We start from the raw sequence: 22,747 nt of genomic DNA, 5'->3' as shown, positions 1-22,747 counted from the left end.
ATGAAATTACTGACCTTCAAAATATTTCTTTTTGTACTGTGCCTGTATATTCCGCTGTATTTTATTCAAAAGGTCGTGGATAAGGGACTTCGTAAATACCGGAATGGCGAATTCAGCGTCTGGAATGATATATATGACCGGAAAGTGAATGCTGACCTTCTTATCCTCGGTAACTCGAGGGCATTGGCGCATATTTCCCCGGCGATCCTTGATTCGGGCTTGCATCTTTCATCCTACAATTTAGGAATAGACGGAGCCGATTTTAACCTTACTTACACGCGTTTTCGGGTATACATGAATACGAACAAAATACCCAAAGCTATCATTCTTTCCCTCTCGGCTAAAGACCTGGAAAAAGGGAAAGGAATTTTTGACCCTCCGCAATTTATGCCGTTTCTGAGCGATACGGTGATCCTGCGCGGAACTTCCGGGTATCAGAACAGTTTCGGCATGTACGACCTCTATGTTCCTGCTATGAAATATCGTACGCGTCCCGAATTTCTTAAGATCGGATTCCTGCTTTACCTTAATAAGAGCGTAGAAATGGACGCTCCCCGTTTCAGGGGCTATGAGGGACGGGAGCGGAAATGGGACAACAGCTTTTCCGACTTCGTGAAGTCGAAGAAACGCTTTCATCCGAAACTGGAAAAGTACATAAAGAAAGAGTTTGAAGATGTGGTAAGTATCTGCCGGGAGAAAGGCATAAAGCTCTATTTTGTGTATTCTCCTGAATACATCAAGGTTCAGAAATATTTCGTCAACCGTGATGAGGTATTCAGCTACTTTCGCCAAGTTTCAGGGATAAACAATATCCCTTTCCTGGATTATTCGAACGATCCAATTTCGCATGATACTGCTTATTTCTACAATTCCGAGCATTTGAACCGCACTGGCGCTGAAATGTTTACTAGGAAACTGGCGGCTGATATAAAAAGGTTGAACTGAAGTTTTAAAGTTCAGAATCCGGTTTTTTTTTCTTCTGGTAATAAGAAGAAGTTACATTCCGGTGTTGTCTTGTCTTTGAGCGGGACCAGCGAATTACTCTCCGCGTCGAAGATGTAAATACTATATCCCTCTGTTTGAAAAAGTTCAAAGACCATTTGCCGTTTATCATTGTTCCATAGTTCGCAGTACACAATCGGATGGCATCTTCTTATTAAATTGACGGCTCCGGATAATACTTCATATTCGAAATTTTCAACGTCGATCTTAATGGCGGATATCTCTTCTTCCGGATACAGGTCATCAAGTCTTTTTACCGGTACGTCGTAGATGATGCCCTTTTCTGTGCTGCCTTCCACATACACTTTACTGAGTCCCTGTTGTCGTGCCTTACCTTTTAGGGGCATGATCATCCTTAGCTGCCCTGACTTGTTACCGAGGGCGATATTGAAGGTTGAAACATTGCCTGCTTTGTGGAACGATACCACTTTCTGCAAGGTGGCGAAATTTTCGGCAATGGGCTCGAAGGCGTGTACTTTCATGCTTTTATGATTAAGCGCGATTGGAATTGCTGTGATACCAATATTTGCACCAACATCAAGCACAATGCCTCCGTTTCTTATCCGGTCAACAAAGAGGGAAAAACCAGGTTCGTACCTTCTTGACAGAGCCTTTCTTATCGTAAAAAGGGAGAAAAGGAAGAGGTAATTTTTAAAACCCAGGATATTCTGAAGGAGAAATTTTATTTTATTCTTCATTCAATTCTTGCTTTATAGTTAATCTGCAAAAACCTGACCGGACTTTTCTGTTTGTGTATTTCCCGCTGAAGGAGCCTTGTATATCCACGCCGGGAAGAATATTTCACAATATGGGGTGATAGTTCCGTTTGGGCTCAAATGGCCACTGTTCCGACGGCATATTATTTGTATATTGATAGCGTTTATAAAATGGTATAATTTTCTCTTTGTTATAATTAGTGGATACTCAATCTCATTTTAATAATGTCACTCTGTTAGTGACTCATTACAACAGGAGCAGTTCTCTGGAGCGTTTACTCAGAACGTTTCAGGAACTTAATTGTTCATTCGCAGATGTGGTTGTTTCAGACGATTGCAGCAAGCCTGAACATCTTGATGTGCTCAGGGAACTTAGCAGGATCTATCGTTTTAACCTGGTGACAACCCCGGTTAACAGAGGTCTTGGAAATAATATAAATAAGGGGCAGGACGCAGTAAAAACTCCTTATACCCTATATGTACAGGAGGATTTTGTACCCACACTGTTGTTTCCGGAAAAATTCAGGAGTGCTCTTCAGATTATGGAAGAGCGCCCCGACTTCGATATTATCCGGTTTTATTCATATCTGAAATATCCTTACCTGAAGCCGTATAAAGATGGGTTTTCGGAGATGTATGTTAAGCCCTGGTTTGGCGATTACAGGAAAATTTATTTTTATAGCGATCATCCTCACCTGAGAAGAACTAATTTCCTGGAGAAATTTGGCAGGTACGCCGAAGGGCGGAACGTTGACCGGACAGAATACAGGAAATGTATAAACTTTATTCAGAAGAAAGGTAAGGGGCTTTTTTACGATAATTTTAAGGAACTTTTTATACAGATGAATTCAGAAACAGAACCCAGTTCACTAATGAGAAGTAAGTGGACACGGAGCAATAGTTTCTTCATCAGGTTTTTACGCGACTCTTATCGTCAGATCAGATATAATTTTGATATCTTATTTGTAAAATATTAAAGCATACAGGGGTATTGGCAATTTTAAGGAACGTTGTTTATGGTTAATATAGTGTATTTGGCTTACGGAAGGGAAGAAGAATACAGGAGGGCGGTATTTTCTGCACTGAGCTTCCTTTTTTTTCACGGCAGCAGTGAACATTTCCGATTAATTATTGCCACAGATAACCAGGAATATTTTGATCGCTTTTTAAAGGGCGCAGACGTAGAATATTTTTTGCTGAGCCAGTTTGACCTGACCGAAATGGTAGACGAAAGCGGCTATATTCACAGACGTAAGATTTGTGTTCTTGATAAAATCGCTCATGTTTATCCGGAGCGGGATATCTTCTACCTCGATTCTGATACTTTCTTTGTAAAGAACTCGCTGGATGTACTGAAAAAGCTTAATGCAGGCACCAGTATTATGCATGTTCGTGAATACAGCCTTGGCGAAGTGCAGCAGATTTATAAGAAATTTATGGGAGATAAGTTTGAAAATGCTCTCCAGTATCCGGAGAGATTTCTGAAACTGATCTCAAAAACTATTTTTGAAATAGAAGGGGAGAAAATTTCCTTCAATCTTACGCATCAGGTTTGGAATTCTGGTACTGTAGGTATTTCCAAAAGCAATCTTCATCTGTTAAAGGGAATACTCTCATTAAGTGATATTTTTTTCCCCAGTACGGGTTGGTTTATAAGTGAGCAGATCGCATTTTCACTGTTGTTGCAGGAAAAAACGCGATTAGCGCCATTCAGTAACTACCTGGTTCATTACTACGGCTGCAAAGCCAGGGTTGATCATTTGGTAAGGGAAATCCTGACGCCTGAGTTTGCCGAAAGAGCGATTGCTGAAAAAGTGAAAAGTATCGGCTCTTTGCTGCCAGCTCTGAAGAAGATCGTATCTCATGATCAGTTCTTCTCGATCTCTGCAAATGCCTTCAAACGTAGAAAGATATATAAAGGAGCTTCTTTTCTTATCAAAGCTTTATTGAACATCCCTTTGAGTCGTTTGTTCTGGTCTTATCTGGGCTTACGGTCGGCGGAGTTGAAAGCCGCTTTAAGAGCTCATTAACGATACTAATTTAAAATGGATCCATATATATTTGAAGAAGTAACTCTTTTAATCACTCATTATAACCGCAGCATTTCTCTGGAGCGTCTGCTAATGGCATTCCGGGATCTTAAATGTGTTTTTGCAGAGATCATCGTGTCTGACGATGGCAGCGGTCCTGATCATTTGGGACGCGTTCGCAGGCTTCAGGGCGAGTTTGATTTTAAGCTCGTGACGTCTCCATACAACAAGGGTCTTGGCAATAACATTAATAAGGGGCAGAAAGAGGTTAAGTCGCCTTATACTTTGTATGTCCAGGAAGATTTCATTCCTGCGCCTGTTTTCCCTGAAAGGCTTTCTGAGTCGCTTTCTATTTTAAATGAGGACAGTCAGATAGACTTTATCCGTTTTTTTGCGTTGTTTCGTTACCCTGATCTGAGTCCCTATAATGATCATTTTTCCTTGGTGTTCTTTAATAAATGGAATACGAGTCACCTTAAATTCTTTTGTTACAGCGACAATCCTCATTTGAGAAGAAGCAGCTTTTTTAAAAAATTCGGTGAATACAAAGAGGGGTGGGCCGGTGATGTGACGGAATTTGATATGAGCCTTTCTTTTATCAGGAACGGTGGAAAGGCCCTTATTGCGAAAGATTATGATAAGGTATTCATTCATCAGAATTCTAATGATGAACCCAGCATGATGGAGCGCAAGCCCTGGCGGCACAAAAAAGATTTCTTTATCCGCGTTCTCAGAGCGGTGTATCTGAAATACAGGCTGATCAAAAATACTGTCCAGCTATACCGTTATCCCAAAATAAAATAGTGGTTTCTTAGGGGAAGCTTAACTGCCACCGGCTCTTCAGACCGGCAGGAGAGGTGTCTCGGTACAACGCGAAAAGATGCCGGATTTGATTTCCCGTTAATAGTTTTCCGATAAGTATTCCAGTATTTCGGCCTCTGTCTTTGCGTGAAGGATCTTTGCTCCTGACAGCATGGGTACAATAGTATCAAATTCTTTGAGCTCATGTTCGATTCCGCGCTTTGACAGAATAATATTCACACCGCCAAAACAACTTGCCAAAGCTCCTGTTCCGCCGTGCATGGATATATAATGGGAACAATTGGCATACACCATGAGTTGGAGGTGATTGAAATTGTTTACAGTGCCCTGGTGCTGCCTGTACAGATCATCCATCAGGATCACTTCCGGATGAGTTTCCCTCAGCCATTGATGTTCCTGCAGATCCAGTATTGCACTGTTGTCTTCGACGATCTGGGAAGGGAGAGGCCTGTTATAAATTATCTGATACTTTTCTTTATACTTTGAAATAATGCTGTCGAGGGTTGAGATGTCGAGGAAGTTTAAAGGTGCTTTTTCCCATTCTACATTATACTTGTTGGCAATCACCAGCGTCGGCTTGGAATACCGGAAGGTGGTGTTACTGTAATGCTCCCTGAAAGGGATTCTCTTCCATTTCCTGTAGCTAAAACTGATGCTATGGGTCATGTTAGGGATGGTGAAGTTGGTATAGCTCTTTTCCCATAACCTTTCATCATAGCGTTCTTCGTGATTATCACTGAAAAAGTAGAATTCTTTGGTCCCCTTACAGGAGATGGTTTTTTTCAGGGTGCCGTTGAGGTAGTGCCAGTAGGCATAGGGCATAACATATCGTATTTCCTGGTCGAATTCGCCCTGAAACTCGATCGTTTTATACCTGCCTTTTTTAATGTAATCTTTGTACAAATATTTAAATTGCAGTAAACGGCAATAATAATTGTCGCGGATAAAATATTTGTATTCTTTCCTGACTTTGGGATATTTTACCACTACAAGCAAAAGGAGAAACTTTCTTATATAATTCTTCATTATTTTAAATCTGTTCCCAGCCATCAGGTACTAAATCTTTAATGTCCCAGTCGGGTTGGTTTTTATACCAGTGTTTTGGGGCGATGACACATTTATCTGCATTATTTCCAAGCCATGCGCCCCACCAGCTGTAGGAACTGTTTGCAATGATATGGTGATTGCAGAGTGTCATCAGGTGTAAATCATCTATATCAGCGTCCGGGCCGGTACATGTTACATACGTTGCATTTCCCGGGAGCGGAAACTCCTTTTCCACCCATTCTCTGTCATCTGTAAAAATAAAAAAATCACATTCGCCAACCATTGAATTCATGCGGGAAATAGCCATCCTGTAATAATCAGTACCGATGAAACCAAATGTCTCACTGAATACGGGATGGTGAACATAATCGCCCCGTCTTATATGTAGCGACACCGGATTATTTGCGTTGATGATTTGCTCTTTAATACGGAAAAACACTTCACATGGTTCATTTTTAAATGATAATTCTTTCCGCACCTGGTCTGCTGCCTGATGGAAATATTTCTCGGACTGCCAGTACCCCATCAAAAATATGCAGGGCGACCGTAGCTCCAGTATGTCAGGGTCAAAATGAAAATGCTTTTCCCGTACATACGAGAATAACAGTGGCACATTCCGGTTGGGAAAAGCCCTTGTAAGCTTAATACCGTACTCAAGTGGTCTGTTCAGTTCAGAATATTGTATATTGAATTTATCCAGTTTAAAGGTTCGCTGTGTCTCCCTGGCATATTCTGTTTGATAGAACCTCAGATCGAAATACAGCTGTGTATTATTCAGAACAGAAAGCTGTTTTGCCAGGGCATATTGGAATAACTGATTCCCGAGACCGCTTGTGATTACTGGAATGATCATAATGCCTAATGTTGTCCCCGGTGAATGACCATTTTAAATCCTTTCTGATACAGAGAAATGGTTCTGTGCATAATATTTTTCAACTCAACCCCCGCAAGTTTGAACAAGACAATCTGGTTAAAGATGAAGCCAACAACAGTTGCAATCAGATTTGCTGTTGGCGAACCTATTACCCCGAACTCCTTTATCAACACGTAACTTAAAATAAGGTTGATGGCCGTAGGAATAATTACCATCAGAAAGTTGATCTGTGTTTTACCAACAGCATTGAGGATAACTCCTGCGTTTCTTCCAAAGGGTTTTATTAAACTGAATACCACGATAACCTTAAGAAGAACAGATGCCTGCATGAACTTATCTCCCGCTATAATATAGATCACCTGATCCGAGAATATAAAAAGAAGCAGCAGAAAAGGAAACATGACTGCCACAAGCATGGAGCACACCTTTTCGTACAAAGTACGGATCCCTGTCATTCCTTCATCCTTCATCGTAACCACACCTTTTGGCAGCAATATCATAGAGATTGACTGAAGCGGAATCTCTATTAACTGCAAAACCCGGTTTGCAACATTTATAATGCCTACAGCCGCAGGCGTCAGCAATGCCCCCGAAATTAGCTGCCCGATATTGTTGGATACCTGGCCGACCACCTCAACGCCGAAGGTGAACAAGCCATAAGTGGCAATGTCCCGGATAACCGGTTTGTGCAGCACAGGCTTCAAAGCAAGATACCGTTTTATAAGAAAAAATATCACGATGATGGAGAGTGCCCCGGATAACAGCTGGATCATGATAAAGTCTGTAAGGGTTATTTTCATATTCAGGATGATCACAGCACCGAGATAAATGATAAATAAGCCGGACCTTATAAGGGATGATATCAGCTGACCTTTAAATTTCATATTTCCCTGCTCTATGCATATTCCGAAGTTGATAAGAGCAGAAAAGAGAAGGAGCAGGGGAGCATACCACAGCATATGATTGAGAATTGCAGAGTGGTAAATGTTGTCGATGAAATAGATAGAACCTGTTAACAGAACCGAAATAATAAGTGTTAAAAAGAGGCAGAAAGCGAGCGCATTGAAAATGAAGAGCCCGTTCTGATCGTCTTTATAATCGTTGTAATACTTGATGATCGCATTATTGACAAAGCTGTTCCCTGCTATTTCAAAGATAGAATAGATAGAGGTATACAGTATCCAGAGTCCATATTGTTCTTCTGTGCAGATCCGTACTAAAAGGTAGAAAGTCAGGAAATTAGAAACCACCACAATGCCTTTGCCAGCAGTAACAAAGAGCCCTGATTTGAGCCAGTCTGTACTGTTTATTTTATTTGCTAAGTCGGTTAAAAGACGCATTAAACTTCAATTGTTGTTCGTTAATTCAAGGAGCAGATTATGCCCGTCAGTCTTTTTACGATATTCTCCCAACTAAAGTTCTGTGCATATTCCATTCGTTCGGATTCAAGCTGAGTATTATTTTCCCTGAGGGCAGTTTCTATATTCTCAATAAAACCATCGTGATCTTCCGACAGGTAACAATGCTCGGAGAAGACCTCCCTCATGGTGTTGGTAGAGATAGCCACAACCGGTTTGCCCATTGCGAGGTATTCAATAATTTTGAGGGGGAAATTGCCAATCGTTATTTTATTAATCACCTGCGGGTTAATACAGACATCAAAAGCATTAATATAAGACGGGATCTCCCGCGTGTGTTTCTTTTCGATAAAATAAACGTTCTTCAGGTTATGAAGATCGCTTTTACTGAATATCTCGTCTTCTGCTCCGATCAGAACGACACTTCCGCGGCTGTTCAGAGCGGTTTTTCTTATGAGTTCGATATCGAGGCGCTGAGCTGTTAAAAGACCTACATACCCGATGACAGGGCGGGGCAAATCGCGGAGTTCCGGCGGAACAGGACCTGCATTGTTTTTATTAAACAAGGAAAGATCGCCGCCATTGCCTATATAAAAGCTCCTGGGGTTATACTTCGATGCATTTTTCGTGAAATCGAGTGAGTTGCATACAATCGCATCACTCTTCTTCATTAATTCCGGTTCGAGTGTTATTCCGTGCCTTTTCCAGTAGTCAAAGCCCAGGGTGTAATCCCTGTCAAGGTAAACGTACAAAGACGGTTTTAATATCTCCTTCAGGTAAAAGCTTCTGAAAATATCTTTATCGTTGATCAGGATAAAGGACCCGAACTGGAGCTGACGGACAGCTTCCCGGATTTCAGCACCGAACCTGAGGTTGTTAAGTTTATTAAAAAGCCTGAAAATCGTTGTATTGGGTATCCAGTTTATGGATTCCAGTGTCTTTGCCGGATTCAGTTCCCACAAGTTTTCTCCGATCTTCACCAGGGAGGGCTCTCCTTCTTTTATTTTCCTGATATGTTCGTTTGTGTAGGGATCTCTTTCCTTTTTAAGAAGCGTCCTTCTGTCAAGCGGGTGATTTACATAAAGAACCTGATGATTTTGCCTTGCCAGTTCCTTTGCAAGACTTGTAGACGTCGATTCCCTGTCTGTGTTGATTCTCTGAAGGCTTACAAAGACAAAATTCATACTTTAAGGCGCTAGCTAATCGTTGGAAGATGTTTTGGTATCGTGTGGTTTCTCGGGGGTCAATATCTTGAAGAAGCGGTTGAATTCCCGTTTCACACGATTGGTCAGGGCCTTACTGAAGCTGCCGTCTTTAGCAAGCGTACGGGGACCTGTCCAGGTGCGTGCCTTGTTGGATCTGACCTGCCTGATTTTCCCATAAGTCATCAGATCAAAAGCGAGGCGGCCTTCATCTCCGCGGATCATTTTCATGACAAACCCAACCTTCAGGCCGTATTCCCGGATATATCCCATATTAATCCCATAGGAATTTAAATAAGGTCTTTTTATCTGCCTCACCTCGGCGATGACATCCTTCATTTTCTCGAGCATATATAGCTTCCACCTGGGGAAGCCCGGCTCGGGAATGAAAGAATATCTGCCGTAAACACACACCACACCGGGCTGCTTTAATCCGTTTACCATGGCATCTACCCAGGTTGGGGGATAGAAGCAATCAGCATCGGCCAGCAGGATATATTTGCCTCCGGCGTTTTCTTGTCCGAGCTGCCTGGCCGGGCCCCAACCCTGAATAGGCTGAAACAAGCTTTTGATATGCAGTTTGTTTAACGTATCCTGGGTTCTGTCTGTAGAATTATTATTGATGACAATGATCTCGACCGGAAGGCTGGTCTTCGTTTTTGCCAATGCAGCGATACATCTGAGGATGTTCACTTCCTCGTTCCATGCTGAAATCAAGATGCTGACCTCCGGTGTATTTGAAACCAGCTTGTCGAGATCTGAATTGATCGAATCAAACACCTGATCCGGAATTTCTTCAAAAAAAATGAACGGAAAGTTATACTGTCCGATCCAGTCCGGGACTGAGAAAATGCTCATTATGCCTGTATGTTATTTTCGTTTGTCACTTTGTTCGATTTCTCCGCATCCAATCTTGCCACTACAAAGATAAGTGCTGTATACAGGTAAAAATAAACATTAGAAGGGAATTGCACGATTGCTTCCTGAGGATAATTACCGATAGCGTAAGCAAACACGATCAGAATCATTGCCAGGGTATAGTTCTTCAGTTCGGGATCTTTTATTTTCCAATAGCTGTCAATACCTGTTTTCAGGATGATGAAAAACAATGTGCAGATCATGAACAGTCCTATCCACCCCAATTCTGCTGCAACCCTCACATATCCGCTATCCGGCGGAAGTTGTGCGAGGTAAGAATGAGGGGCGAACTTTACACCCCAGCCGCCTGTGGCGCCGAGTCCGCCGCCAATTGGATGCGACCGGATATAAGGCTGAAAGCGTTTCTGATTATTCTTACGGGCATTAAAGGATGCATCTTCAGAAGGTCTGAACGCGGTTTGGAAACGTCGTATAGTTGGACTGGATGTCGGTAAAAAGACTACGATGGTGAATAATACCGCAATGACAGAGCAAATCAGCAGAACCTTTCTTGCCGGATTGAGGATCACAAATAAGACGATCGCTGCCGGTATGAGCACATACGCCCCCCTGGTGCCGGAAAACAGCATAGAATACAGGAATATGGAGGCCAGTACGAAAAGTGTAATCCTCTTCCATAAAACCATGGCCGGGCGGAAGATAAGCACCAGGCACATGATGGCACTTGCTACCATATTATAAGAAAATGCAACGGGATCGGTAAATATCGAAAACTTACGCCAGTGACCGGCGATGAACAGGAGAGACCTGAACCTCTGATTATCTATACTTCTGAACTCATAATCAAAAAAACCAATGAATTCCTGTTTCAGTCCGTAAAGTGCCGCAAAGAGTGACAGAGCTATCCATATCTTTACGATAAAGCGGATGAATGCGACAGTGCGGATATGATAGCAGAAAATGAAGTACATCAGCATGACGAAAGCTACCGAGCGTATCGTATAAATCCAGGCCATCCTGGATTCAGCGAAGGGATTGGCAAACTGGAGAATGTTGTAGGAAATCCAGAGAACAATAATTATTCCGACAGGCGTCTTGAACATTGTCCAGTCAGGATTCTTCTTTTGTTTAATCAGGAACCCGACGATGAGAAGTCCCAGCAAGGCGTCCATTAATGTACCCAGGGGATAATCCACAATCCCCATCCTGTAAACCCACATAAGCAGATAGGCCGATATGAGCAGGATAGTGATTCCGAACTTGGGGTAAACAACTATCCCATAAGACAGAGGAAGTCCCACGATCAAGGCCAGCACAGCTATTCCTCCTCCAACGCCTGAATAGGCAACTGTGAAGGAAATAAGAGCCGAGCACAGTAACAGAACAAGATAGAAAACCGGGGCTGGTTTGCCCCTGAACGTAAGGAAGGATCTGAACGCGCTTTTTTTAGGTGTGTCTCCCATCTCCTTATATAAGCTGATCTTTTCCATTACAGGAACAGGAGTTTAATGAAAAAATAATAAACGATTACAAAACACACCGCGATAGCCGCATTACGCGACAGTTTTTTAACATCCTTTTTGGGTTTTCCGCTTGTGGTGCCTGTTTCCGGATCAATCCTCATTTGTTTCCTCCTTTGTTGTCCGGTCTTTGTTTTCCATACCCGGGTGATAATGCTTCGTGGCGACCGAACGTTTATTGGCTTTCCTGCTGTATATCAGTGAAACTATCTGAAAATATATAAATTTAGGAATCGCAATCAAAGAATCGTAGATCTTTTTATCTGTTTCTGAAGATATCAGTGAAATAGCAAATCCACAGGTGAACACCATAAATGCTACAGCCCAAAGAAGGGCGTGAACCGGACTTATGAAAAGATCCACAAGAAGACAGACGAACGAAAGCAGCAGGAAGATGAAAAGGGGTGGTCTTAGGAGGATGAGCCCGAACAAGAACTGATTGAGGTTAAACCTGGTAATTCCACGAGTTATAAGTCCAAAGCCAAATGAAAAATACCGGAACCAGGTATTGATCCATCTTGAACGCTGATTGACCAGTTGATCGGATCTCGAAGTTTTTTCGTCGTAAACAATCGCTTTCTCTGCAAAAGCGATCCTTTTCCCTTTTTTTAAAATTTCATTTTGAAGCACCTTATCGAAGCCAGCCCCCTGCACATCGAGATGCTGGAGGCAGCCTGCATAAAGTTCCGTGGTGAAAGCCATGCCTGAACCAGCAAGGGTAGCTGAAGACCCCAGTCCGAAGAGGATCCTGCCGTCATAAAAATGATAATAAATATCGCGTGCAGCGTCGAGGCAAGCGTAAACAGAATTCAGGTTCTTTGCGTTCCTGACTCCCTGAACGGCTTCAAATCCATTATTGAAATAAATGTTGAGCTGGTCCAGATACCCGGGATCAACGAGGTTATCGCTGTCTATGATCGTTAAATGAGTATGATTTCTTTGAAAGTGGCTGATCGCATAGAAATGAGATCTTGTATTACTTTGAAGAATCATCGGGGGCCTCAGGATAATCACTTTTTCATCATCGAAGGATAACCCGCTGACATCGCAGTTATCAGCAACAATATAAAGGAGAAAGTTCCGGTAATGTAAATTCAGGATGGAATTAACGGCCGCCGGAATCGTGTGTGTCTGTTCGTAGGCAGTCAGTATAATAGCATAGTCTGGCTGAAAGCTACTATCTATACGACCGGATCTCCCGCGCCGTTTAAAAATAAGCCATAAGATGAACAGCAGCACCGGAAGCACCAAATTGTATCCGATGATAATCTGAACTGCCGTCCATATGGGGGAGAGCCAACTCATATCCCTTTTTTCTTCCCTTTGTTTTTGTAGATGCCATCTGCAGTCGGCTGATTAAGTACCCATCCCGCAAATTTTTCGTCTATGCTCTTGAAATATTGGACATAAAGCTTTTTGGTTTCATTTATGGTCTGACCGGCGGCGAAAACTGCTACCACACTGTCTGCAAAGCTGATCCATTCTTTTGCCTGATTGGAACTGTCAATGGATGGTGTCTCAATAATAATGAGATCGAACTGCTCTTTCAGCTTGTTTATTTTCTGGTGGATAGTCTCCTCATCAGTGAGTTCCAGCACCGAAGTATCTTCACCGCGGTTTGAAAGTACACTCACGAAAGATTCAGCAGAATGTTCATTCAGCAGGCCGGCCCCCCTGAAATAATCTTCCAGGTAAACGGGGTTTTTGGCCTGACGACTGATTTCAGGATGGCTGAAGTTGCCGTCAAGCAGGAGTACTTTCCTGTTTGCTTTACTGAATGCGTAAGCAACACTTAAGGAGAGCAGCGTTTTTCCTTCCGAAGGACCCATGCTTGTTACTGCAAGGACTTTTCCCTTCAGTTCCCTTTCTATTTCGAAACGGACGGACCGCAGAGCTTCCCTGAACTCCGTTAACTCCTCTTTTCCTGCCGCACTCCATATTTCTTTCAGATCTATGGCACTGGAGTTCAGGTGACCGAGTTCGCCCAGTACAGGTTTTCCGGTCTTATTTGCCAGGTCTTTGGCCGAAAGCACCGAATGGTCGGTAAAAAATATCAGAAACAATACCACAAAGCAAAAAGCAAAACTGATGATACCGCTCAGAATGACAAGAAGCATCTTCTTCGAAGGCTGAATAGCTCCGGGCATTGCGTTTTGAACCAGGTTGAGTTTTACAGCCAGACCTGATACCATATTGCTTTGATTGTACTTGCCAAGCGCATCAAGGTACTCCTGGCTGGCAACTTCAATGTCGCGGTCAAGGGATTGTACAACTGCCTCGTGAGGAACCAGGAGATCAAACTGGGAATTGAGGCTATTCAATTCCCGTTCTATTGAGTTCATGCTGTACCGTGAAAGGTCGAGCTGGATCTCCAGGTTTAATTTTTGCTGAACCAGTTGTTCTTTTGCTGATAACGGATTATAAGCGTAGGTATCATTGCTCTTGTTTATTTCGGCGGTGAGAAGGTTCTGAAGTGAATCGATCGACGATTTATACTGCTCTTCAAAATTACTCTGGATATACTGATCGTACAGCGCCTGAAGCTCCTGCCTTGTCCCCACGATCCGCTGATTAAGCCTGGTAAGGGCCGATTCAAGATATTTTCTTTCACCAGGTTCGAATTTCCGGTCAATTTCATTTAAAGCGCCCGTGTTGGAGGCTATAGATTTAATGACATCCTGCTTCCTCTCGTTATAGGCGATGATCTGCGCATATAACTGGCTCGATTGTTCATCCAGGTTCAATACCCTGTTCCTGATCTTATAACTGCGGAGTGAATCTACGGCATTGTTAAGTGCTGCTTTCTTTTCATCCATAAGATTCTTCAGAAAGGCAGTCGCTTTTAGCTGATTAGATTTCTTAATGAACGAGTAGTATTTTATGAATTCAGAGGAAAGTGAATTAGCAATGAATGCTGACAATTCTGGATTTTCAGATTCAAACTCGACACTGATGAAATCACTGTCGCCCACCCGGTTGATCCTGAGTTTGTTTTTCAGTGATTCACTGTCGTATTCCATAGATTTAACATATCCGTAAAGGCCCCTCTGGTGGCCCTCCCAAAGATTCAGTTCTTCACTCCTGGAATATTTGGCCTTAAGCGTGTTTACCAGCTGTGATCTCATAGCTGGGTTTAAATCCCTTACAGCTGTACTGAGGGGTCTGAACGGCCTGTTCAGGGTCAGGTCATGGATCATCAGGCTGTAGGAAACCTGGTCGAGGATCTTCTTCATCCTCATCATTTCCACGATATTGCTGAATTCCTGTGTAATTTCCTGTCCCCGGGGGGATACCTCATCCAGAAAAGACGATTGCTGGGTGTCGTCCACCAGCCCTGTGGCAATCCTGGCCTGCGAAAGGTAAGAGTTAGGCTGATTGCGTACCAGGAAATAGGTAATAACAACCGAAATAACAGGGATAATGATAATGGTAAACCGATGCCTTTTCAGCAAGCGGAGGAACTTTTTAATTTCGTCCATTTATTTAATTTCTTCCAGTTTTTTAACCAGCAGTTGTTCAAGTGATACTTTAGATGTTATAAGTGCGGCTTCTGCGGCTATTTTAGCCTGGTAAGCTGCGTTCAGAGACACAGATACGTTATTGTAATCAGCCAGCGGCACTTCACCTTTTTCATATCTGCTCTTAATGTTCTTATACATACTTTCAGCATCAATAGTTACCTTGGATTGTAGCCTCAGGTTATTCAGGTTCTGCAGGTATTGTAAATAACGTGTTTTTACCTCAGTTTCTAATTGGAGCTCATATTCCTGCTGCTCAAGTTTTGTTATTTTAAGCTCCTCTTTTGCCGTCTTAACGGCAAAGGGCTTCCTGAACAAACTTCCCGGATTGAAAGATACTCCAAATTGATAGCCGGTAAGTAATGCGGGATTGACGATATCTATCGCATTATTGTTTTCCCTGAAATAATAGGAGAACGAAAAAGGTTCCAGCCATGACAATGTTTGCGCACTGATATTGCTTTTTGCAATATTAATCCTGTTATTAAAAGCCTTAGCCCTGGGGTAATTTTCTTTAGCCACAGCAACAAGCTTCTCCAAGTACAGGTAGGAAAAGTCGTTCATCATCGTTTCCTGTGCTAAGGAAATGTTTGTTAAGATCAGCGCGTTGAATAGAATAAAAACTGCTGATTTTTTATAGTTCATAAATACCCATTTCTAGTTCCTGCATTGAATGCGGCTTGCTTTACCCTTGTTAAATGTCAAATATAACGCTTTAAATTTATTCTGCTTTAACGTGCCGCTATTTGATTAAATATGCTATTATTGTACCAATTGACTTTTTGGAGTCGATATAGTTTCATATACCTGTCTGGAGAACCAGTCTTTTAATTAATAAGCAATTTGGTGAGGAATTTGTTCCCCAAGGAGGGTGGGGATTACGCGTTTAAACGCTAATATATGCTTTCTATTTATTTGTCAGGGGATCTGATTATTCAAAGTTTTTAGTAATCAGGAGGTTAAGTTGATTTCTTTGATTATGGCTTCATTTTTGAAAAACTTGTTGAACGAGGAGCCTTCCTCTGGGGAGAATGAATATAGAAACGGGAAAATCTTTTTAAAATTTGTTTTATGAATGGACATTTACGATATGTCTTAATACTTGCATATTGCTTTCTGATTTCGGGTGCGGCTTTTGCGCAGTTGCCATACAGGGAGAGTTTCAGAAACTCTACTGCACCTGGGATTACATTCGGTGGAGCACCTTCTGCTATTCTTACGGCTGCTCCCGGTACCGCTCCGGGTGGTGGAAGCATTGATCCGGAAGGTCAGGGATATCTTAGGCTTACCGGAAATACCACCTATCAAAAAGGGTATATCATCAGTAATGCAGAATTTCCTGCGCGTAACGGCTTAAAAGTAATTTTTGAGTATTATGTATATGGGGGCACGGGAGCCGACGGGATCAGTTTATTCCTCTACGATGCTTTGGCATCCCCTTTTAATATCGGAGGGTTTGGAGGTTCCCTGGGTTATGCCCAGATTACCAATACATCACCCATTTCTCCGGGAGTCAGCAAAGGGTATATAGCTGTAGGTCTGGATGAATTTGGGAATTTTTCAAATCCGACACAAGGCCGGCAGGGGGGGCCTGGATTTATGCCGGGTTCAATCACTCTGAGGGGCCGCGGGAACGGAGCGGGTTTAACTCCTGATAATTATCCCTACCTGACTTCCCAGCAGACACAGTCTCTGGGCTTTCCATTAGTAGCTGGCGGCAGCAACAGGGAGTCTGATTCTACTTCCGCCGGGTATCGCCGCGTGTATATGGACCTTGCTCCAAATCCTGCAGGGGGCTATAATGTTACCGTCAGGGTGATGCGCGGAGGCCCTACACCGATTACCACCACTGTTATTGATAATTTTTACTACAGGGAGGCTGCTCCTGCCAATCTCAGATATGGTATTGCATCTTCAACAGGTGAAAGGACCAATTATCATGAGATCAGGAACGTTTTTATTGATGTATACAAAAGAGATGAGCTCAATAAACCGGAGGTTGGTAACGACATTATATCAGTCTGTGCTGGCACAGAGGCTGTTATTGATGTAACAGCAAACGATAAAGCCACCAATGAAGGAGGAGTCATCAATAAAGCATCTATAGACCTGGATCCGGCGACAGCGGGTATTCAGAGCTCCTATTCTGTTTCCGGAAAGGGAACCTTCTCCTTTAGCTCTGATGGTAACGTGCTTTTTACCCCGGAGGCAAGTTTTACCGGACCAGTAGTGGGGTACTATACCGTGAACGATTCTTATGGTGTTACTTCCGATCCTGCAGTTATTACGGTCACATATACGCCGGCTCCCGCACAGCCGGATGCCGGGCCGGATCAGTTAATTCATACTCTGAACGCCACAGCTAGCTACATCATGAAGGGCAGCAGCCCCTCCTCCGGTTCAACCGGAAGATGGTCGCAGGTTTCGGGAGCAAATACGGCGACATTTTCGAATCCGGCAGTGCAGAATTCTCTTGTCAGTAACCTCTCCGGAGGCGCTTATACTTTCCGGTGGACTGTTACTACAACCGCGGGATGTGAGCTTTTTGACGATGTGGTACTTACGATAAATCATACGCCCGTTGCTAAAAATGACACTACCACCACCGCTTTAAATACATTCATTGAGATTCCGGTCTGGGCAAATGATACGGACCCCGATGGCGATAACACCCTTGACAGGACAAGCGTTACGATTAAAGCCAATCCAGCTCACGGGACTGTCCTTGTAGATCCCGCGACCGGGCTGGTAAGATATCGCCCAAGTGACGGTTTCTCGGGGTATGATTCTTTTGTTTATACCATAAAGGATAACTACGGTGCTGAATCGACACAGGCTACAGTATTGATAGCTGTTAATGTGAAACCAGCGGGAACCCCGGATATCGGGTGGACTATCACTGAAACGCCGGTAATATTGACCGTTTTGCCTAACGACAGCGGAAGAGCGGGCGCCAGCGTCATAAAAAATACGGATCCGGCTAACGGTGTGATCACTGTGAATCCCGAGGGAACAATTTCATACACTCCTGCGGCAGGTTTCAGCGGCAAAGATACATTTACCTATAAACTCAGAAATAAGGAGGGGCTGGAATCTGATCCGATCCTGGTGACGGTTAATGTGAGGCCGGTGGGAAGCCCCGATAACAGGTCTGCCTATCTCAACACACCAGTGAGCATTCCTGTAAAAGATAACGATATTAGTAAAACAGGTACCTCCGTGGTTCCCAACACCTTGCCTCTGCATGGAAGTATTACGGTAAATGCGGATAATACGGTTACTTATACCCCGGCAAGCGGCTATTCAGGTACTGACTCGTTTACCTACCGGTTAAGAACTGCCGACGGACTCGAATCTGATCCCATTACCGTAAATCTTACGATTTCAGGAATTCCTCCCAAGATTGATGATATTATCGTGGAGGTTCCCAGCGATCAGCCTTCAACCATACAGATCCCGGTACCGCCCGGTGGAACTATAGTGGTGACAAATCCTCCCAAACACGGGACTTTTGATCCTAATACCGGGATTTACACGCCTAACCCTGGTTATACAGGTCCGGATGACTTTGATTACGTTATCAGGGATGAGAACGGCAATGAGACCCCGGGAAGGGTGATCATAGAAGTAAGCCGTCCGGCTAAGATCGGGCTGGCTAAAGGCCTTACAGCTATGACGAAGAACCCTGATGGAACATACAACATCACATTCGTGTTTACAGTGGTTAACTACGGCGATCACAGGATCAATCAGCTTAGCTTAACGGATGACCTTGCAGGTGCTTTTCCATCTGCTTCCGTCACGGTAAGAAGCATCAGCGCAAGTGGCGATCTTCGTGTAAATGATTCTTATAACGGCATAACAGACAAAGAATTGCTTCTGCCTTCCAGCTACATAAGAGAAAGATGGAAGGAAACCGTGACCCTGGATCTGATTGTTTCCATAGGTGATAAGGATGCTACTTTTTATAATACTTCCCGCGTTACCGGGACGGCCGGTAATAACGGAAGCAGCGTGTCGGATCAGTCTACTAATGGCCTGACCCCCGACCCGGTAACTTCCGGAGATCCGTCTCCTTCGGAACTGACCCCGGTAAAGCTGGTTAAACAGCCGCTGTTCATCCCGGGAGGGTTTTCTCCGAACGGCGATGGGATTAACGACTATTTCATCGTTGAAAACGCATCCGGCAAGCAGGTAAGCCTGGAAGTATACAACAGGTGGGGGAACCGGGTATACCGGTCAAAGAATTATCAGAACGACTGGAATGGAAAGTGTACCGAGGGTATACATTACGGGGAAGATGTACCGGTTGGTACTTACTATTTTGTGATTTCGATTCAGAATGAAGAGAAAAGAGTTGGATACGTTACAATAAACAGGTAAGATGAAAAGAGCGAAGATATTTTTATTGCTGGCAGGTACGTTGATCCTCTCCGTTGATGCACTGGCTCAGCAGGATGCGATGTATTCCCAGTATATGTTCAATACACTGGCTATTAACCCGGCGTATGCCGGAAGCCGTAATGTGCTTTCTGCTACTGCCCTGCACCGGGCACAGTGGTCTGGTATTGCAGGTGCTCCCAAGACAACTACATTGACTATCGATGCGGCTGTAAACAGCAAGAAAATCGGATTGGGGTTTCAGATCTTTAATGATGAGGTGGGTATTACGAAGACAACAGGAGGAGCTGCCAGTTATGCATACAGGATCAGAATGGACGAGGGCTCTCTGGCTTTCGGGCTACAGGGAAGTCTTTATCAGTATACTGCTGATTTTACAAGTGTGCCATTAAGCAGTTCAGGAGGCTACGACCCGGCTTTCGCGAATAATGTTAACAAACTCATGTTTAACTTCGGTACCGGCGTGTACTATAACTCTGACAGGTATTACGTTGGACTTTCAGCACAGGGCCTTCTCAATAATCGTTTAAATGAGAACAATGCCGCTACTGACAGCACCCAGGGAAACCGGAAATCACTCCATTTATTCCTGGCTTCGGGATATGTATTTCCGCTGGCCGAGGACTTTAAGCTGAAGCCATCTTTCCTGATAAAGGCAGTTGGCGGAGCTCCTGTAGAAGCGGATCTCAATGCAACACTCTGGATTAAGGATGTGATAGCTTTTGGTGCGCAATACCGTACCAGCTCCGACGTGGCGGCATTGGTGGAGTTGCAGGCAACTCCGCAAATAAGAATCGGGTATAGTTATGATCGCAGTACTACTGGGTTGAAGAACTTCAATTCCGGAAGTCATGAGATCATGATCAGGTTTGAGTTTGGTTCAAGCCGTGGCAAAATTTTATCACCGAGATATTTCTGATTCCAATAATTTATGAAGATTAGATCTATAATATCATCCATCATATTCCTGGTTATCCTGACTGCCGGAACGGCCTTTGCCCAAACGCCCAGCGGTCTCACCAAAGAAATGAGAAAGGCTGTTGCCGAATATAATTCCCTCAGGTATTTGTCGGCGATACAACATTTAAATGTTGTTTTAGCTAAAGATTCAGCTAATGTAAAAGCGCAGGAAATGCTGGCTTTCAGCTATAAACAGGTTAAGAATTATGATGAGGCTTTATTCTGGTATGAAAAGCTTTCACGCCAGAAAGAACTAAAGTCTGAGTGGGTTCTTTATTACGCTGAGGCGCTTGCCAATAAGCAGCGTTATGAGCGGTCTGAGCAATGGTACAGGAGATACCTGAGCCTGATGCCTGCAGACAAACGGGCTTCTGCATTTGCCAGGGCCAACGTGAAAGATTTTACCAGGAATAATGGACTGTGGAAGATTGCGTATGCAAATATTAATTCGGCAGCGTCCGAATATGCGCCACTGTATTTCCGGGGTGGATTATTGTTTGCCAGTAACCGGCTTAAGGGCGGTGTGAACAGTATGGTATTCCCATGGGACAATACTCCATACACTAATTTATATTGGGTAGAGAGATTACAGGATGTAAAGGATGTGAATATTGATAGCGCGCTGGCAATTGCTGCGAAGGGCGGTAAAGGAAACTATAAGTTTAATCACGATGATACCGCGCCTACCAGTAATGACAGTAAGACGCTGGGCGAATACAATCCATCTATATTTTTTGATACACTAGGCCTGGTACTTAATGCGGGAAAGATAGGGAAACCCCTTAAAGGAAGGGTGAACTCCCGTTATCATGAAGGTCCGTCGGCGGCATTTCCGGATGGTTCGCTAATGTTCACAAGGAATAACTTCTACAGGGGAAGGTCCGGAAAAAGCAAGGATGGGGTCAATAAGCTGAAGCTTTTTACGGCAAGCGGCGCCCATCTGAAAAGGATCAATCCCTTTCCATACAACAGTGATGAATATTCTGTAGGTCATCCCGCACTAAGCAAGGATGGTAATATCCTGATCTTTGCGTCTGACATGCCAGGTGGATTTGGAGGTACCGACCTGTACTATTGCGTACGTTCGGGCGGAACAAGCTGGACCCGCCCTGTGAATTTGGGTAAACAGATCAATACAGAGGGTAATGAACAATTCCCGTTCCTGACAAAGGATGGTACCTTATATTTTGCTTCGACCGGTCATGCCGGATTGGGTGGCCTGGATATATTTGAAGTTGCATTAAAGGAAATGAAACCTATGTTTGCTCCAAGGAATGTAGGCGTGCCCGTCAATTCGTCATCGGATGATTTCGGCCTTGTGATGAATGACGACGGTAAAAATGGCTTCTTCTCATCAAACAGAAGGGGAGGAGATGATATTTACCACATAAGTCAGGCAATGAACCGCGTCATCCTGGAAGGAACTATAAGGGATGCGCGGACAAAGCTTCCGCTTCCGGGCAGTCGTTTGCTGCTTCGCCACCTGGACGGAACGGACACGCTCCGTGTAAATTCAAAAGGTGAGTTCAGAAGAGACCTTGCCAGGGAGACAGACTATGAAATTACAGGCCAGAAGCTCGGCTATGTTAGCCAGTTGTCTTTTGTTACCTCAGTAGGTATTACAAAGGATTCGGTTATCAGGGCAGACATTTACCTTAATAAGACCGAGAGTCCTCAGCAATATGTCATCAGTCATTGTGACTCATTGAAACGTGTGTTTGCCGTTCAAAGTATCTATTATGACCTTGATCGTTCAGAGATCCGACCGGATGCAAAGCCTGCTTTAGATGAATTGGCGACTTTGATGAAAAAGTATCCTGAAATTACAGTGATCACTTCAAGTCACTGCGACTCAAGAGCTTCAGATGACTATAATCGCGGCCTGTCACTACGAAGAGGGGCGTCTGCAAAAGCTTATCTGGCATCACGTGGAATAAGCCCCTCCCGCATAAAAGTTGAATACTATGGAAAGACACGACTGGTAAACCGCTGCTTTGACGGCGTGCCCTGCTCTGAAGCAGACCAGCAGCTCAATCGCCGTACAGAGTTTGATGTGATCCTGAATGGCGTTAACCTGACACAGCTAGACTGCAATGAGCGTTAAGGAAGGCGGATTAAAAGTAATTGTTAAATAAACTGTGAATCGTATTGCAAAAGTCAGGCATCCGGAAATAATGCAAGTGCGATATCACCGGTTACAATGAAACCGGCATAAAAGAAGAGCCTCTTCTTAATCATAAAAAAGCCTCAGTATTTACAGAATACTGAGGCTTTCGTCTTTTTTAAATCACTTTGGGGCAGTTCGAAAGGATATTTTCCAATCCTGGGACACCCCGCTTTTACCTGTTGAATACCATTAGCCCTCCGGTATTTCCCTCTCCAGGTACAACTCCCTCTAAAGCTCCGACGCATAGACCC

17 protein-coding genes are annotated in these 22,747 nt (G+C 43.7%); 7 read left to right on the top strand and 10 right to left on the bottom strand.

What is annotated here, in order from left to right; all coding sequences use genetic code 11:
* Complete coding sequence (locus DDR33_RS03980) at positions 1 to 945, top strand: hypothetical protein (RefSeq protein ID WP_109414460.1); 945 nt, start codon at positions 1 to 3, stop codon at positions 943 to 945.
* 11 nt (positions 946 to 956) lie between these two features.
* Here the strand turns inward: DDR33_RS03980 and DDR33_RS03975 are convergent, their stop codons facing one another.
* On the bottom strand, positions 957 to 1,700 hold the full coding sequence (locus DDR33_RS03975; RefSeq protein WP_109414459.1) for an FkbM family methyltransferase: 744 nt from the start codon (positions 1,698 to 1,700) through the stop codon (positions 957 to 959).
* 218 nt (positions 1,701 to 1,918) lie between these two features.
* Between DDR33_RS03975 and DDR33_RS03970 the strand changes: the two genes are divergently transcribed.
* The 3 genes from DDR33_RS03970 to DDR33_RS03960 are packed head-to-tail and all read left to right on the top strand — an operon-like array spanning position 1,919 to position 4,552.
* Positions 1,919 to 2,695 carry a glycosyltransferase gene (locus tag DDR33_RS03970; protein WP_109414458.1) on the top strand — a complete coding sequence of 259 codons (777 nt, stop codon included), beginning with the start codon at positions 1,919 to 1,921 and terminating at the stop codon, positions 2,693 to 2,695.
* 39 nt (positions 2,696 to 2,734) lie between these two features.
* Complete coding sequence (locus DDR33_RS03965; RefSeq protein WP_109414457.1) at positions 2,735 to 3,748, top strand: hypothetical protein; 1,014 nt, start codon at positions 2,735 to 2,737, stop codon at positions 3,746 to 3,748.
* Positions 3,749 to 3,763: 15 nt separating this feature from the next.
* Complete coding sequence (locus DDR33_RS03960; RefSeq protein ID WP_109414456.1) at positions 3,764 to 4,552, top strand: glycosyltransferase family 2 protein; 789 nt, start codon at positions 3,764 to 3,766, stop codon at positions 4,550 to 4,552.
* A gap of 96 nt (positions 4,553 to 4,648) precedes the next feature.
* Here DDR33_RS03960 and DDR33_RS03955 read toward each other — a convergent pair whose 3' ends face one another.
* The 9 genes from DDR33_RS03955 to DDR33_RS03915 form a co-directional block, all read right to left on the bottom strand.
* Entirely contained in the window at positions 4,649 to 5,596 is a 948-nt protein-coding gene (locus DDR33_RS03955) for a hypothetical protein (RefSeq protein ID WP_109414564.1), read from the bottom strand.
* 4 nt (positions 5,597 to 5,600) lie between these two features.
* Positions 5,601 to 6,470 (bottom strand): alpha-1,2-fucosyltransferase, encoded by an 870-nt coding sequence (locus DDR33_RS03950; RefSeq protein ID WP_109414455.1) that lies wholly within the window; start codon positions 6,468 to 6,470, stop codon positions 5,601 to 5,603.
* Positions 6,471 to 6,475: 5 nt separating this feature from the next.
* The gene (locus DDR33_RS03945) at positions 6,476 to 7,831 is read right to left on the bottom strand and encodes a lipopolysaccharide biosynthesis protein (RefSeq protein ID WP_109414454.1); all 1,356 of its coding nucleotides are present in this window, start codon (positions 7,829 to 7,831) and stop codon (positions 6,476 to 6,478) included.
* 20 nt (positions 7,832 to 7,851) lie between these two features.
* Positions 7,852 to 9,033 (bottom strand): glycosyltransferase, encoded by a 1,182-nt coding sequence (locus DDR33_RS03940; protein ID WP_109414453.1) that lies wholly within the window; start codon positions 9,031 to 9,033, stop codon positions 7,852 to 7,854.
* Between the two features lie 15 nt (positions 9,034 to 9,048).
* Positions 9,049 to 9,909 (bottom strand): glycosyltransferase family 2 protein, encoded by an 861-nt coding sequence (locus DDR33_RS03935; RefSeq protein ID WP_109414452.1) that lies wholly within the window; start codon positions 9,907 to 9,909, stop codon positions 9,049 to 9,051.
* Positions 9,909 to 11,420 carry an O-antigen ligase family protein gene (locus DDR33_RS03930; protein ID WP_109414451.1) on the bottom strand — a complete coding sequence of 504 codons (1,512 nt, stop codon included), beginning with the start codon at positions 11,418 to 11,420 and terminating at the stop codon, positions 9,909 to 9,911. Before DDR33_RS03930 ends, DDR33_RS03935 begins: the two co-directional genes overlap by 1 nt.
* A gap of 123 nt (positions 11,421 to 11,543) precedes the next feature.
* Positions 11,544 to 12,755 carry a glycosyltransferase gene (locus DDR33_RS03925; protein ID WP_109414450.1) on the bottom strand — a complete coding sequence of 404 codons (1,212 nt, stop codon included), beginning with the start codon at positions 12,753 to 12,755 and terminating at the stop codon, positions 11,544 to 11,546.
* On the bottom strand, positions 12,752 to 14,929 hold the full coding sequence (locus DDR33_RS03920) for an exopolysaccharide transport family protein (protein WP_109414449.1): 2,178 nt from the start codon (positions 14,927 to 14,929) through the stop codon (positions 12,752 to 12,754). The genes DDR33_RS03925 and DDR33_RS03920 overlap by 4 nt, the downstream gene beginning before the upstream one ends.
* Positions 14,930 to 15,613: a TolC family protein gene (locus DDR33_RS03915; RefSeq protein WP_109414448.1), complete on the bottom strand. Its 684-nt coding sequence runs from the start codon at positions 15,611 to 15,613 to the stop codon at positions 14,930 to 14,932. It abuts the gene before it with no gap.
* 426 nt (positions 15,614 to 16,039) lie between these two features.
* Here DDR33_RS03915 and DDR33_RS03910 point away from each other — a divergent pair, with 426 nt between their 5' ends.
* From DDR33_RS03910 to DDR33_RS03900, 3 genes are read left to right on the top strand one after another with little or no spacing between them, the layout of a single operon-like run.
* Positions 16,040 to 19,351 (top strand): Ig-like domain-containing protein, encoded by a 3,312-nt coding sequence (locus DDR33_RS03910; RefSeq protein WP_109414447.1) that lies wholly within the window; start codon positions 16,040 to 16,042, stop codon positions 19,349 to 19,351.
* A 1-nt stretch (position 19,352) separates the two neighbouring features.
* Complete coding sequence (locus DDR33_RS03905; protein WP_109414446.1) at positions 19,353 to 20,288, top strand: PorP/SprF family type IX secretion system membrane protein; 936 nt, start codon at positions 19,353 to 19,355, stop codon at positions 20,286 to 20,288.
* Between the two features lie 12 nt (positions 20,289 to 20,300).
* Positions 20,301 to 22,433 carry an OmpA family protein gene (locus DDR33_RS03900; RefSeq protein ID WP_109414445.1) on the top strand — a complete coding sequence of 711 codons (2,133 nt, stop codon included), beginning with the start codon at positions 20,301 to 20,303 and terminating at the stop codon, positions 22,431 to 22,433.
* Positions 22,434 to 22,747 lie beyond the last annotated feature (314 nt).

Source organism: Pararcticibacter amylolyticus (assembly GCF_003130405.1).
Lineage (GTDB): Bacteria > Bacteroidota > Bacteroidia > Sphingobacteriales > Sphingobacteriaceae > Arcticibacter > Arcticibacter amylolyticus.
Note: the sequence above shows the minus strand (reverse complement) of the source record. Positions and strands in the feature narration are given on the sequence as shown.

Excerpts from the sequence above, each read along its gene's own strand:
- DDR33_RS03980 (WP_109414460.1), top strand. The coding sequence starts at position 1 with ATGAAATTACTGACCTTCAAAATATTTCTTTTTGTACTGTGCCTGTAT.
- DDR33_RS03975 (WP_109414459.1), bottom strand. The coding sequence starts at position 1,700 with ATGAAGAATAAAATAAAATTTCTCCTTCAGAATATCCTGGGTTTTAAA.
- DDR33_RS03965 (WP_109414457.1), top strand. The coding sequence starts at position 2,735 with ATGGTTAATATAGTGTATTTGGCTTACGGAAGGGAAGAAGAATACAGG.
- DDR33_RS03960 (WP_109414456.1), top strand. The coding sequence starts at position 3,764 with ATGGATCCATATATATTTGAAGAAGTAACTCTTTTAATCACTCATTAT.
- DDR33_RS03955 (WP_109414564.1), bottom strand. The coding sequence starts at position 5,596 with ATGAAGAATTATATAAGAAAGTTTCTCCTTTTGCTTGTAGTGGTAAAA.
- DDR33_RS03950 (WP_109414455.1), bottom strand. The coding sequence starts at position 6,470 with ATGATCATTCCAGTAATCACAAGCGGTCTCGGGAATCAGTTATTCCAA.
- DDR33_RS03945 (WP_109414454.1), bottom strand. The coding sequence starts at position 7,831 with ATGCGTCTTTTAACCGACTTAGCAAATAAAATAAACAGTACAGACTGG.
- DDR33_RS03940 (WP_109414453.1), bottom strand. The coding sequence starts at position 9,033 with ATGAATTTTGTCTTTGTAAGCCTTCAGAGAATCAACACAGACAGGGAA.
- DDR33_RS03935 (WP_109414452.1), bottom strand. The coding sequence starts at position 9,909 with ATGAGCATTTTCTCAGTCCCGGACTGGATCGGACAGTATAACTTTCCG.
- DDR33_RS03930 (WP_109414451.1), bottom strand. The coding sequence starts at position 11,420 with ATGGAAAAGATCAGCTTATATAAGGAGATGGGAGACACACCTAAAAAA.
- DDR33_RS03925 (WP_109414450.1), bottom strand. The coding sequence starts at position 12,755 with ATGAGTTGGCTCTCCCCCATATGGACGGCAGTTCAGATTATCATCGGA.
- DDR33_RS03920 (WP_109414449.1), bottom strand. The coding sequence starts at position 14,929 with ATGGACGAAATTAAAAAGTTCCTCCGCTTGCTGAAAAGGCATCGGTTT.
- DDR33_RS03915 (WP_109414448.1), bottom strand. The coding sequence starts at position 15,613 with ATGAACTATAAAAAATCAGCAGTTTTTATTCTATTCAACGCGCTGATC.
- DDR33_RS03910 (WP_109414447.1), top strand. The coding sequence starts at position 16,040 with ATGAATGGACATTTACGATATGTCTTAATACTTGCATATTGCTTTCTG.
- DDR33_RS03905 (WP_109414446.1), top strand. The coding sequence starts at position 19,353 with ATGAAAAGAGCGAAGATATTTTTATTGCTGGCAGGTACGTTGATCCTC.
- DDR33_RS03900 (WP_109414445.1), top strand. The coding sequence starts at position 20,301 with ATGAAGATTAGATCTATAATATCATCCATCATATTCCTGGTTATCCTG.